The following is a 12,995-nucleotide window of genomic DNA, read 5'->3' as shown; positions in this document are numbered from 1 at the left end:
ATTTGTATCAGCAGGAAGTGGGAAAGGAAGCCCACGGAGTTTGTAACGGAGGTAAGGGATAGAGGGAAGAGGGAAGAGGGACTAAACAGTTTTAATTAATGCTAAGTTGACGGCCGTTGGCTAAAATTAGAAGAGTTTTTGTTAAAGGTGTTTTATGGCTGTTGGCAAGGATACAATTTTCGAGCGCTTTTTGTCGCCCCTGATGCGACTGGCGATCGACGAACAAGCACTGAAACGACTCTACGAAGGTATCGACTGGGAAACAGCGGGCGATCGCTACCGACAACCCAACTTAGTTTACCCCGAATATTACAGCAGCCAAAACTTTCACGGCATTAAACGCGGCTACCTCAACCCCAGTGCCGCCGTTTCCTACGATCCCATCACGCAATATGTTTTGCCTCCCCACGAAACAGTCGTCAGACAAGGCTTAATTGACGCTGTGCGGGTGAAACCGCGCCGAATCATCGATTTGGGATGTGGCACGGGTTCGACAACGCTCATGCTCAAGCAAGCTTTTCCCGAAGCGGAAGTTGTCGGGCTGGACTTGTCGCCTTATATGCTGGTAGTTGCCGACATGAAAGCGCAAAAAGCCGGCTTAAATATCCAGTGGTTGCACGGAAATGCCGAAAGCGTTGCTTTTCCCGATGCCAGCTTCGATTTAGTCGCAGCTTCCTTGCTGTTTCACGAGACGCCACCTGCTGTATCGCGGGCAATTTTGCGAGAAAGCTTCCGACTGCTGAAGGTTGGGGGACAAGTGGCAATTTTGGACGGAAATCAAAAAACTTTGCGGCAGACAGAGTGGCTGACTGATATCTTTGAAGAGCCTTATATTAAGTCTTACGCCGCTGGCAGCCTTGATGCTTGGGCGGGGGCGGCTGGATTCGCGGCGGTGCAAACTCACGAACACTGGTGGGTGAATCAGGTGACGCAGGGCGTGAAACCTTTGCCTGGGGAAGATTTGGAACAGGCAAAGGTGGCGACGGGGTGGAATTGGGGCGATCGAACTCCTGATTTTGATGGCGATTTACCAGGCATTCCAGCTCCTGCTTGATGTATTAACTGTTGACTGTTGACTGTTGACTGTTGACTGTTGACTGTTGACTGACTAATGACTAATAACTAATGACTAATGACTCATGACTAATGACTCTAAAAGCTGTTTTATTTGATTTTAATGGCGTGATTGTTAATGACGAGCCGATTCACGAGAAAATCATCTATCAATTGATGCTCGATGAAAATCTCCAGCTTAAACGTGGGGAGTTTCGAGAAATTTGTTTGGGAAGGAGCGATCGCGCTTGCATTACCGAACTACTCAAGCGCCGAGGACGATATCTAACAGAAACATATCTCGATCGACTGCTGCAGCGCAAGGCCCAAGCTTACAAAGCTCAAATAGATACTTTGGAGAAACTGCCGATTTATCCGGGTTTGGCAGAATTTATTGACAAAATTCGGGCCGCCGGACTGAAAATGGCCATAGTTAGCGGGGCAATGCGATCGGATATAGAATTGGTGTTAGATCTGGCCGGTTTGGCGGCAAACTTTGAGTTAATTGTCGCAGGCGACGACTTGACGGCGAGCAAACCAGCACCCGACGGCTATCTATTGGCTGTGGAACTTCTCAACCAGAAATATCCCGACTTTAACCTGCAACCGATCGAGTGTTTGGCGGTAGAAGATACTTTTGCGGGAATTGAAGCGGCGAAAAAAGCGGGGATTCAGGTTGCGGGTGTGACTCACACTTACCCGTTTCACATGATCCAGCGCCAAGCTAATTGGACGGTGGACTATTTTGCTGATTTAGAGTTGGATAGAGTGGCGGCACTTTGCTCGATCGCCCCCACTGAGCCGGCTGCGGAAAACACTTGACCTTTTGAGCAGTTACGTGCTAGTGTAAGTGACGGTCTGCGAACGTGAGAGCCAGCAAGACCTGTAAGCCTTTTAGATTCGGCAATCCGGCATCTAAAATGCTAAATTAAAACTCAATCAGGGGAATTAGCTCAGTTGGTAGAGCGCTGCGATCGCACCGCAGAGGCCAGCGGTTCGAGTCCGCTATTCTCCATATGTCAAATAACAAATTATGTGTCGTCGTTAACACATTAATGTCCTCATAATAGACAATATCTAGCTTCAAGTTTGAGAGGAGGCAGGAAGTGCGATCGCAAACTCTGCTCCCGCTCCCAAAGATGAAATTACCTCTATTTTCCCCCCATGTTTTTCCACAATCTGGTAGCAAATTGCCAGGCCAATACCAGTGCCTTTTCCTGGTTCTTTAGTTGTAAAAAATGGGTCAAATAGCTTACTGTGGATTGCGGGTGAAATGCCCGGGCCGTTATCGCAAATTCGCACCAGAATTTGGCTACTGTCCAACTTTTGCGTCTGAATTAAAATCTGAGGAATTTTACTTTTTTTAGAGTTATCCCCTGACTCTTCTAGTGCATCTATCGCATTTACTATAATATTCATAAATACTTGATTTAGCTGCGCTGGATAACACTCTATTTCTGGCAATTCTCCATAGTTTTTGATAACTTCAATTCCATGCTTGAGACGACTGTTCAAAATCAATAGTGTATTCTCAATGCCTTCATGGATATCAACTAATTTCATTTGAGATTCATCTAAGCGAGAGAAGTTTCGCAAAGACAAAACTATTTGCCGGATGCGTTCTGAACCTATTTTCATAGATTCAAGCAGTTTTAGTAAATCCTCTGCGAGAAAGTCTAGTTCTATCTCTGCGATTTCTTGTGCGATCGCCTCTGTGGGTTGCGGGTATTCCTGCTGATAGAGACGAATTAACTTTAACAAATCTATAATATACTGGTTGGCGTATTCTAGGTTGCCGTAAATAAAGTTAACAGGGTTGTTTATTTCATGGGCTACCCCTGCCACCATCTGCCCTAAACTGGACATTTTTTCGGTTTGAATTAACTGGGTTTGGGTGTGTTTAAGTTGGTGAAGCGCTGCTGTAAGTTCTTCTGTTCTTTCTTGTACTCGCTCTTCCAAATTATGGCGAGCCAGCTCTAATTCATGGGTGTATTCTGCTACCCACTGAACTAATTGATTGATGGATTTTGCTAAGGTTCCTACTTCATCTTCTGTAGTGACAGGTGCTTGCAAATCAAAATTTGCTTGTTGAGTAATAGTTTTAGCAACCCTGGTTACCGCTTGGAGAGGAATGGCGATCGCGCGACTGGTACAGATGGCTAGAAAAGTAGCGATCTGGACTGATACTAACATACTCACTACGATGATTTCCACTCGCAATTTCTCAGCTCTATTAAAATTAATGTAGGCTTGTCTCTGCTGTGCCTTAGCTACTTGTGTCATCAAGCTCAAACTCTCTGACAGCCGCTCAAACTTAACATCAAGCTTAACGGATCTCTCCCCTCTGATTAAATCCAATACTTGCTGCTGTGCCTCTTTAACTTCCTCTGGTTTTAGTGAGGAGGGAGCTATTTGTTGCCAAAAAGATTGGATAACTTGAGAGTAGGAATCTGTCGCAGTTGTGTAACCGTTTAACAATTCTTTTAACTCAGCAGAATTTACTGCTAATTCTCTGGAATTTTCTTCACTAAAAAAAGCTATTTCAGCAATTATTTTTTTTACTACATTAACATCTTTCAAGAAATTAGCAGTTTCATATTCAAACCAGATTGAATCTCCCAAGACAGATATTAACCGTTTGGGATGTGACTGCACTGCCTGCACGGAATATTCTAAATCCCTGAGCAAATCTTGTTGCTCATCGGCTAAGGTTAGAGCTTGGAAAGCTTGCTTTTGGTAATAGTCTCCACAGATCATTCCCCCTGTGGTTCCTAGTACGGCTATTCCAATTGCTAGGGAGTAGCCATAATTAATTTTTTTGGCAATGCTTAAGCGAGAAATGAAGCGGTTAATTGCAGTGAAAGGAGTTTTTTTGAGAGGATTTTTGATGTTGCGATCGCCTTCCGTCACCGCAACCTTATTTTTTCGTCTATTGAGGGTAAGATTGTGGAATTTTACAGATCCACTCTCCCTCTGTTCAAATTTCTGCATACTGGCAACCCGAGCTAACTTTTAACAAGTTTATTTAGTAAATGCACATAAATCAAGTCTCTTATTCGTAGTACGACACTATCCCCTAGATTTTATGGATTAAGGGCTAAAGCTCTACTACAAACTCGGCATTAGATAAAATTTAACCTTAAAAGACATTCCCCTGACCAATAGCTTTATAAACTTCGCGAATCATGTTATAATCAGTGTCGTTTGCTGCCATCATTTTAGCTCCTTTATACTTGGCATTGGCTTGGCCAACCAAAAGCGCTTCAATCAATTTATCTTGATTTTTTATTAGGCGATCACGCATTTTTTCAACAACAGCAGTAGGCAGATTGCTACTAGCTACCAACAAATCATTAGGCAGGGGTTGCCCTGTGGCGATTAGACGAAACTCACTTTCAGATAAACCGTCGCTCTTAAGTAAATCTTGGTATCTTGTAGCACCAATTCCTAAAGCATCAACTTCACCCTTTTTGAGAGCTTGTAAACCCTTTTTACCCAACATTAAAATTTTGAAGTCAGACTGAGGATTTAATCCAGCTTCGAGTAGAAGTTTACTAGGCCCTAAATGACCGCTAGTTGCACCTACTTCCCACATTGCTATTGTTTTACCTTTCAATTGTGATGCTGACTTAATCTCGCTATTGGCACGAACAGCAATAATTGAGTGATAGTCGGGGCGGGTGATGGCCATGATGGGAACAGCATTTGTCCGCGCCCGCATAATCACATATTCAGAGGGCCCTGTTAGAGCTAATTTTAGCTGACCGGACTGGAGAGCTACGGCTGCTGCTATATAGTTATCTACTGGAAACAATTCAATTTCTTTCTCTAAAACTTCTCCAAGAACAGTCCGAAATGCTTGATAATTTTGCTGCAATTCTTCGGCTCCCTGAATATCAGTTACTGCAAATTCAAGGGTTTCGGGTTCACTTACGGTCAAATTGGAAGAACTACGATTAGATTGATTTACTGTTGTAGAACAGCTTGCTACAAACAATAGGGAGAATCCAACAAAATGCCGCCGCTTCATGATTTTTAGGATTTTTAGTGGCAGTTGAAAATTGCATTACTATCATAAGCTACTTGGAATAAGCTTTGATTAAGGCGGTGTTAAGATAGAGAGTGCATCGCCTTCTCTCCCTGGTTTTGGCCCTAGCCGAAATACTTCTTGCATGGCTTGAATATAATCGGGGCGAAAGTCTCGATCGCCAGAATAATCTAAAACGTTGACGCCAATGTAAACGCGATCGCCATTGAGAGTTTCGACTCAGGCGAGGCCTAAACTTAGAAAAATTGTATTGCGATCAGCAACGTAGGTGATGGGGATGCTTTCGGAGATTCGATCGAGGGTGCGATCGCACTTCACAGTCTGGCTCTCATGCAACGGTTCCGAAGCGAGCGATCGCCTCAACGGAGCTCGATCGAGTACAATCTCCTATTACCAGTACACCTGAAGAGGACTTTGATTTTCTAATCAACAAATTAAGCTGTTTTTTCCAAAAATCAAGCTTAATTTGTTAGACGCTGCCGTAATTTTTGCAAGTCCCGTTTTTTAAGAAGCGACACAGAAGTTGTCAAAAGTTTAAATAGCGACAACCAGCGTGTTCAAGTGACTGCTGTAATTTCGGCGTGAAAAAAGCTGCTCTAATCCTTAGATAGCAAGGACTTCAGCTCATCGTAGTCAGACGACATTAACTTGTTAAAGCGACAAATAGTTTGTTATTCGACAATCAGGGTGATTGACACAAGTCCGATCGTACTCAAAGCGCAGTGCGATCGCCACCATTTTGAGAGACTGTACTGTAAATTGTTGAAAATTCTCCTTAAACTTTAATTTACTTAATAAATTTTGTATCCAAAAATACAACTATCTTATTAAGGGAGTCTTAATATCAAGTCGCTATGTGTTATTATTCTCAATCATCTGACTCATCTATTCAAGAGTAACCAGAAAAAATGGCAAAGCGATTCGATCGGCGGAAATTTCTTTTATACGGTTCTGCTACCCTAACATCAAGTTTATTTCTGAAAGCTTGTAGAACTCCCACTCCAACCGCAACTCCAGCCACTTCTCCCACATCAACAGGAACTACACCAGCAGCAAGCAGTGGAAACACGATCAAAGTAGGAATTTTGCATTCCTTGAGCGGCACGATGTCAATCAGCGAAAAAAGCGTTGTCGATGCCGAACAATTAGCGATCGAAGAAATCAACAAAGCTGGCGGCGTCCTCGGCAAACAAATCGAAGCAGTAATAGAAGATGGCAACTCAGACTGGCCGACTTTTGCCGAAAAAGCCAAAAAATTGATCGACCAAGATAAAGTTGTCACCGTCTTTGGCTGCTGGACATCCGCCAGCCGCAAAGCAGTATTGCCAGTATTTGAAGAAAAAAATCATATGCTCTGGTATCCCGTACAATACGAGGGTCAAGAGTGTTCCAAGAATATCTTTTATACCGGGGCGGCGCCGAACCAGCAAATCGAACCAGCAGTTGACTGGCTGCTAGAAAATAAAGGCAAAAAATTCTTCTTGGTCGGGTCGGACTACGTTTTTCCCCGCACGGCAAATACCATTATCAAGGCACAGCTAGCAGCCAAAGGCGGCGAATTAGTTGGGGAAGATTACATTCCTTTGGGCGGGACAGAAGTCACACCAATTATTACTAAAATCAAGGCAGCTTTGCCAGACGGGGGCGTCATTTTCAATTCCCTCAACGGCGACAGCAACGTAGCATTTTTTAAACAGTTGCAGGGCGCAGGTTTGGGGCCAGACAAATATCCGTCAATGTCTGTCAGTATTGCAGAAGAAGAAGTAAAGGCGATCGGCGTAGAATATCTTAAAGGTCATTACGCCGCCTGGAATTACTTCATGACTGTGGAATCTCCGGCAAATACAAAATTTGTGGAAGCTTTCAAGGCAAAATACGGCAAAGATAGAGTGACCAATGACCCGATGGAAGCAGCTTACATCATGGTTTACCTGTGGAAGCAAGCCGTCGAAAAAGCAGGGACAGCCGACGATTTGGAAAAAGTGCGGGCAGCAGCTTTGGGTCAAACCTTTGACGCGCCGGGGGGCACAGTAACGATGGAAGTTAACCATCACCTTTCTAAATTTGTGCGTTTGGGCGAAGTGAGAGAAGACGGTTTGTTTAACATCGCTTTTGCTACACCAGAAGCAGTGAAGCCGGTGCCTTGGAATCAATTTGTCGCTGAAACAAAAGGCTTTGCTTGCGATTGGTCAGACCCCGCAAAAGGTGGCAAATTCAAAGCTTGATAAGTAGGTAATACCAATTTTGTTAACGTTGATAACGTATCTTCGATTCCCCTAGGGCGTGTCTTTAAACCCGGAGATCCCCCCCGGCCCCCCTTAATAAGGGGGGAGTAAGAGCATTCTTTCCTCAATCCCTACTCCCTTAATAAGGGGGAACTGGAGTCTTCAAAGTCACCCTTCTTAAGGGGGATTTAGGGGGATCTAGACTAGGCTACAAGGGAAATATACAGAGGGTTTTAGTTCTAAGTTGACACCAAGGAGATCCCCCCCGGCCCCCCTTAATAAGGGGGGAGTAAGAGCATTCTTTCGTCAATCCCTACTCCCTTAATAAGGGGGAACTGGAGTCTCCTTGCGTCACCCCCTACTCCCCTTAATAAGGGGGAACAGGACTCTTCAAAGTCCCCCTTCTTAAGGGGGATTTAGGGGAATCCAGATACTGAATCTAAGCATTTTTTATAGAAAACTTGACGTTTAAGTTGACACTAATGGGGTAAAAGCCGCCCCTAATTATCCGCGAACAAAGTTAACCGAATTAATGCAGGAGTAACAAAAGTGGCGATATTAGACGGTTTATTTAATGGCATTAGCATCGGCGCTGTTCTACTAATTGCAGCCTTGGGATTAGCCATTATTTTCGGGCTGATGGGCGTGATTAATATGGCTCACGGCGAGTTGATGATGCTGGGGGCTTATACAACTTTCGTGGTGCAAAATGTCTTCAAAGGTATTGGAGGATTTGCCTTTGAAACCTATATTTTATTTGCAATTCCCCTAGCTTTTTTAGTAGCTGCACTGGTAGGATTAATTCTCGAACGCGGAGTGATTCGCTATCTTTACGGGCGGCCGCTAGAAACTCTGCTGGCAACTTGGGGCGTAAGTTTAATTTTGCAGCAGTTTGTCCGCAGCGTTAGTTGGGTTCTGGTAATTGGGATTGCGGTGTTTTGTTTGCTGTTTTTTGGCGGTTTGCGGTTGCTGAAATCTCGCCTGGATTTCGATCGCATTCGCAACAAAATTATCGCCCTAATTTTGCCTTTATCTTTGGGTATTTCCTGGGCGGTGAGCGCCTTTTTAGGGCAAACTTACAAACTGGCAGTAACTCAACCTTGGTTTGGCGCTCAAAATGTGGACGTAACAGCACCGCAATGGTTGCGGGGTGGCATACCGCTGGGCAATTTTCAGTTGCCCTATGCCAGAATTTTTATTATTGTCCTGACCGGAATTTGTTTGGCGGGAATTTACCTATTTTTGCAAAAGTCTGTGTGGGGATTGCGGATTAGATCCGTGACGCAAAATCGCAGCATGAGTGCGTGTTTGGGAATTCCTACCGAACAAGTAGACGCGCTGACTTTTGCTTTGGGTTCGGGGTTGGCTGGTGTCGCTGGGTGCGCGATTAGTTTGATCGGTTCCGTAGGGTCAAATACCGGACAAAATTATATAGTCGATACCTTTATGGTGGTGGTTGTGGGCGGTGTCGGCAAGATTGTGGGTAGTGTCGTTGCTGCGATGGCGATCGGCACTGCAAATTACCTGATTGGTTCGGGAACACTAGCAATAATGTTCGCTCCTGTCAAGCCTTTAGCCGACTTTTTCACATTTTTCGCCACAACCAGCATGGCAAAAGTAATGGTATTCGCTTTAATTATGGCTTTTCTGCAAGTGAAGCCGGGAGGGATTTTCCCGCAAAAAGGACGGACTGTAGAAAATTAAAAATTACAACTGCGAGTGTAGCGAAAAATGCAGAACAAACATCAAAAACCCTGGCTAAAAGAAGCGGCAATTGTCAGCGCGATCGCCCTCACATTCATCTTACTCCTCCCAGGAATACTCCCCGATGTTAGGCTCAATCAATTGGGGCGATTTTTAGCACTAGCAATTGCCGCCCTCGGCATAGACTTGATTTGGGGATACACCGGTTTGCTGAGTCTCGGACACGGCGTATTTTTTGCGATCGGCGGCTACGCCTTCGCCATGCACCTAAAACTGCAAATTCCCCCAACCGCCAGCAGTCAATTGCCAGAATTTATGAACCTCTACGGCGTTACCGAACTCCCCTGGTTTTGGCAACCATTTTATTCATTTCCCTTCTCAGCATTGGCAGTAGTTCTCATCCCCGCCATCTTGGGCGCACTTTTAGGCTATTTAGTATTCCGCAATCGAATTCGAGGCGTTTACTTTTCAATTCTCACCCAAGCAGCAACCATTGTATTTTTCAACTTCTTTAACGGCCAGCAAAAACTCATTAACGGCACCAACGGACTCACCGACTTTAAAACCCTGTTCGGAGCCACAATAAATGACCGAGATACTCAATATATTTTCTACATTCTCACCATACTATTTCTAGCAGCAACTTACGCCCTCTGCCGGTGGCTGACAAGCGGGCGTTTCGGTCGCCTGCTAGTAGCAATTCGCGACGACGAAATACGCCTGCGTTTCTCAGGTTACAATCCCACAGGATATAAAGTTTTAGTTTTTGCAATTTCCGCCGGTTTAGCCGGGATTGCAGGCGCATTATTTACCGTACAAACCGGAATTATTTCCCCAAAAGCAATGGATATTGCCTTTTCCATTGAAATGGTAATTTGGGTCGCAGTGGGAGGTCGTGCCACATTATCGGGAGCAATATTGGGAACACTGCTAGTCAACTTTGGTAAAAGTTTCTTAAGCGAACAATTTCCCGAAGTTTGGCTATTTTTCCAAGGCGCGCTATTCCTAATAGTAGTCACAGTGCTGCCCGACGGCTTAGTCGGATGGCTGCAACATCAAGGTTTCGACCAAATCCGCAGCTTGTTCAGAAGACCGAAGTACGCATCTACTTACCCCAGTCTGGAACAAGACCCCCAAGTGCAGCTTGAAAAAGAAGAACTTGAACATTGAGTGCAAAAATATCGTGTAATTTATAAGTAGACTGACATAAATAAATGTCACCTACAACACACAAACAAAGCAATCGCAATAAACTTGGAAAATGCTGTGTTTATCTCTGTCTGAGGAAACGTAATATAGATGTCCACCTACTTAGATATTCGTAGCAAGTAGCTTCGTTCTTTAACTTGAGGGGCAACATATGGCAGATATTATTGACTACAAAATCTACGGCGACGATTTGCAACTCATCGAGATTGAACTCGACCCCAAAGAAGGCGTCAGGGCTGAAGCTGGAACCATGACATACATGGAAGGCGACATCCAAATGCAAACATCCACAGGCGGCGGCTTATTTCAAGGTTTCAAACGAATGTTGACAGGAGCGGGTTTTTTCATTACCACCTTTGTCAACGCCGGAAATCGCAAGGCCCGCGTCGCTTTTGCCGCCCCCTATCCGGGTAAAGTAATTCCCCTTGATTTAGGTCAACTTGGCGGGAAATTTTTGTGTCAAAAAGACTCATTTCTCTGTGCGGCCAACGGCATTGAAATTGAGGTAGCTTTCACCAAGCGGCTCGGTGCCGGTTTCTTTGGCGGAGAAGGTTTTATTCTGCAAAAATTGCAGGGTGACGGGCTAGCTTTTGTTCATGCGGGAGGAACAATAGTTGAAAAAAATTTGGGATCTGGTGAAGTTTTGCGAGTAGACACAGGCTGTTTAGTAGCTTTTGCTCCCACAGTAGACTACGATATTCAGTTTGTTGGAGGGTTTAAAAATGCTCTATTTGGCGGCGAAGGCTTGTTTTTGGCAAAGATGACGGGGCCTGGAAAAGTATACGTGCAAAGTTTGCCACTCTCGAAGTTAGCTGAACGCATTTTAGCTGCCACTCCACCTCCAATTTCGAGCAGTTCTAGCAGTTTTAGTTGAGAGTAAACTGCCAGAAAAAGTATAAAATATGGTGCCGCGGCAGGGTGAAAAATCGGCTTAATAATGAGAAGATTTGCGCTCCGCACCTACAAGAGGTATCGGTTGTTGTCCATTAGTGAGTTAATTACTAATTATGAATGGCAAAGTATTAGAAATAGAAAACTTGACTGTTAGTTTTGACGGTTTTAAAGCCATCAACGGTTTAAATTTCAGCATGGATGCGGGCGAACTGCGAGTTATCATTGGTCCCAATGGTGCGGGGAAAACAACTTTTCTCGATTCGATTACCGGGAAGGTGCAGCCGACAGAGGGCCGAGTGTTATTTAAGGGACAAAATTTACGCAAGTTGTCGGAAGATAGGATTTCGCGCTTGGGAATTGGCCGCAAGTTTCAGACGCCGCGAGTTTACTTGAATTTAACGCCGCGCGAAAATTTGGAATTGTCTTGCAGCCGCCATAAAAATGTTTTTTCGACTTTGTTCAAGCCTGCTTCTACTGCGGAAAAACGCACGGTTGCCGGTTTGTTAGAAACAATTGGTTTAGTTGCTAAAGCTGATGTTTTGGCTGGTTTGCTTTCTCACGGGGAAAAGCAATGGTTGGAAATTGGAATGTTAGTGGCTCAATCTCCTGATTTGTTGTTGGTAGATGAACCTGTGGCGGGTTTGACTGATGAGGAAACGGTGTTAACTGGAGATTTGCTGATTTCGCTGGCCGAAAGTCATTCGGTGTTGGTAATTGAACATGATATGGAGTTTGTGCGGCAAATTGCGCGGCAGGTTACGGTGTTGCATCAGGGTTCGGTTTTGTGCGAGGGGACTATGGATGAGGTGCAAAATGACGATCGGGTAATTGAGGTATATTTGGGAAAACCTGAAGAATAGTTATTAGTCAACAGTCAACAGTTAACAGTTAACAGTCAACAGTCAACCGTCAACAGTGAACAGTGAACAGTAAATAATTATGCTACAAGTCTCTAATTTGAATGTTTATTACGGCGAAAGTCACATTTTGCGCGATGTCGATTTAAGCGTAAATGCGGGGCAAATGGTTTGCTTGATCGGCCGCAATGGTGTGGGCAAAACTACTATGCTAAAAACGATTATGGGGTTGCTGCAACCGCGCAGTGGCACTATTGCTTTTGGCGGAGAATCTATTGCTTCTAAGTTGACTCACCAGCGGGCTAGATTAGGAATTGGTTATGTGCCTCAAGGGCGCGAAATTATTCCACGTTTGACGGTGAAAGAAAATCTATTGTTAGGTTTGGAAGCGAAACCAACCAAAATCAAAAATCCTGAAGTTCCTGATGAAATTTTTGATTTATTTCCTGTTTTGAAAACTATGCTCGATCGCCTGGGAGGTGATTTGAGCGGGGGACAGCAGCAGCAGTTAGCTATTGCTAGGGCTTTGATGGGTGAGCCGCAGTTGCTGGTTTTGGATGAACCTACGGAGGGGATTCAGCCATCGATTATTTTAGATATTGAAGCTGCGGTGCGCCGTGTGGTTGCGACTAGGGGAATTTCTGTTTTGTTGGTGGAGCAACATTTGCATTTTGTGCGGCAGGCTGACTGGTATTATGCTATGCAAAAAGGGGGGATTGTGGCTTCTGGAAGCACTAGCGAGTTAAGTGATGAGGTGATTCAGAGGTTTTTGGCTGTTTGATTCAGAAGGAAGTTCGGCAACGGATTCTGTAACGGATGTAACGGATGGAAGGAAGAAGGAAGAGAGAAGAGGGAAGAGGGAAACGAGGCAGAGCCTCTCGATATTTATTCCCAGGCAGAGCCTGGGAACAAGGAATCAAAAAACTTGTATTCAGTCCCCGTAGACGGACAAAAGTTTGACAATAAGCGATTTCAATCGCCCAGGAAACGAGGCATTTTCCTTCT

At 44.6% G+C, this 12,995-nt stretch carries 11 protein-coding genes, 1 tRNA gene and 1 pseudogene; 10 read left to right on the top strand and 3 right to left on the bottom strand.

What is annotated here, in order from left to right; all coding sequences use genetic code 11:
• Positions 1 to 154: 154 nt before the first annotated feature.
• The 3 genes from QUA43_RS14545 (at position 155) to QUA43_RS14535 (ending at position 2,068) form a co-directional block, all read left to right on the top strand.
• Positions 155 to 1,054: a methyltransferase domain-containing protein gene (locus QUA43_RS14545; protein ID WP_333374824.1), complete on the top strand. Its 900-nt coding sequence runs from the start codon at positions 155 to 157 to the stop codon at positions 1,052 to 1,054.
• Between the two features lie 92 nt (positions 1,055 to 1,146).
• Entirely contained in the window at positions 1,147 to 1,875 is a 729-nt protein-coding gene (locus QUA43_RS14540) for an HAD family phosphatase (RefSeq protein ID WP_333374822.1), read from the top strand.
• Positions 1,876 to 1,995: 120 nt separating this feature from the next.
• A tRNA-Ala gene (locus tag QUA43_RS14535) sits at positions 1,996 to 2,068 on the top strand.
• A 68-nt stretch (positions 2,069 to 2,136) separates the two neighbouring features.
• Here QUA43_RS14535 and QUA43_RS14530 read toward each other — a convergent pair.
• The 3 genes and pseudogenes from QUA43_RS14530 to QUA43_RS14520 all read right to left on the bottom strand — a co-directional run.
• Positions 2,137 to 4,044, bottom strand: a complete 1,908-nt coding sequence (locus tag QUA43_RS14530; RefSeq protein WP_333374820.1) for an ATP-binding protein — start codon at positions 4,042 to 4,044, stop codon at positions 2,137 to 2,139.
• Between the two features lie 148 nt (positions 4,045 to 4,192).
• Complete coding sequence (locus QUA43_RS14525; protein ID WP_333374819.1) at positions 4,193 to 5,083, bottom strand: phosphate/phosphite/phosphonate ABC transporter substrate-binding protein; 891 nt, start codon at positions 5,081 to 5,083, stop codon at positions 4,193 to 4,195.
• 69 nt (positions 5,084 to 5,152) lie between these two features.
• Positions 5,153 to 5,302, bottom strand: a pseudogene (locus QUA43_RS14520) (7-cyano-7-deazaguanine synthase); the annotation flags it as partial.
• Positions 5,303 to 5,378: 76 nt separating this feature from the next.
• On the opposite strand from QUA43_RS14520, the gene QUA43_RS14515 reads away from it, so the two are divergent.
• The 7 genes from QUA43_RS14515 (at position 5,379) to urtE (ending at position 12,771) form a co-directional block, all read left to right on the top strand.
• Positions 5,379 to 5,507, top strand: a complete 129-nt coding sequence (locus QUA43_RS14515) for a hypothetical protein (RefSeq protein ID WP_333374817.1) — start codon at positions 5,379 to 5,381, stop codon at positions 5,505 to 5,507.
• Between the two features lie 502 nt (positions 5,508 to 6,009).
• Complete coding sequence (urtA, locus tag QUA43_RS14510) at positions 6,010 to 7,326, top strand: urea ABC transporter substrate-binding protein (RefSeq protein WP_333374815.1); 1,317 nt, start codon at positions 6,010 to 6,012, stop codon at positions 7,324 to 7,326.
• Positions 7,327 to 7,875: 549 nt separating this feature from the next.
• Positions 7,876 to 9,030, top strand: a complete 1,155-nt coding sequence (locus tag QUA43_RS14505) for an ABC transporter permease subunit (RefSeq protein ID WP_333374813.1) — start codon at positions 7,876 to 7,878, stop codon at positions 9,028 to 9,030.
• A 27-nt stretch (positions 9,031 to 9,057) separates the two neighbouring features.
• Positions 9,058 to 10,200, top strand: coding sequence for an urea ABC transporter permease subunit UrtC (gene urtC, locus QUA43_RS14500; RefSeq protein ID WP_333374811.1), 1,143 nt, complete (start codon positions 9,058 to 9,060; stop codon positions 10,198 to 10,200).
• A gap of 190 nt (positions 10,201 to 10,390) precedes the next feature.
• A complete protein-coding gene (locus QUA43_RS14495) occupies positions 10,391 to 11,113 on the top strand; it encodes a TIGR00266 family protein (protein ID WP_333374809.1) in 723 nt (240 codons plus the stop codon).
• 133 nt (positions 11,114 to 11,246) lie between these two features.
• Positions 11,247 to 11,993 carry an urea ABC transporter ATP-binding protein UrtD gene (gene urtD, locus QUA43_RS14490; protein WP_333374807.1) on the top strand — a complete coding sequence of 249 codons (747 nt, stop codon included), beginning with the start codon at positions 11,247 to 11,249 and terminating at the stop codon, positions 11,991 to 11,993.
• Between the two features lie 79 nt (positions 11,994 to 12,072).
• On the top strand, positions 12,073 to 12,771 hold the full coding sequence (urtE, locus tag QUA43_RS14485; RefSeq protein ID WP_333374806.1) for an urea ABC transporter ATP-binding subunit UrtE: 699 nt from the start codon (positions 12,073 to 12,075) through the stop codon (positions 12,769 to 12,771).
• Positions 12,772 to 12,995 lie beyond the last annotated feature (224 nt).

The sequence above is a fragment of the Microcoleus sp. N9_B4 genome (assembly GCF_036701635.1).
Lineage (GTDB): Bacteria > Cyanobacteriota > Cyanobacteriia > Cyanobacteriales > Microcoleaceae > Microcoleus.
This window is presented reverse-complemented; position numbering and strand designations above follow the sequence as displayed.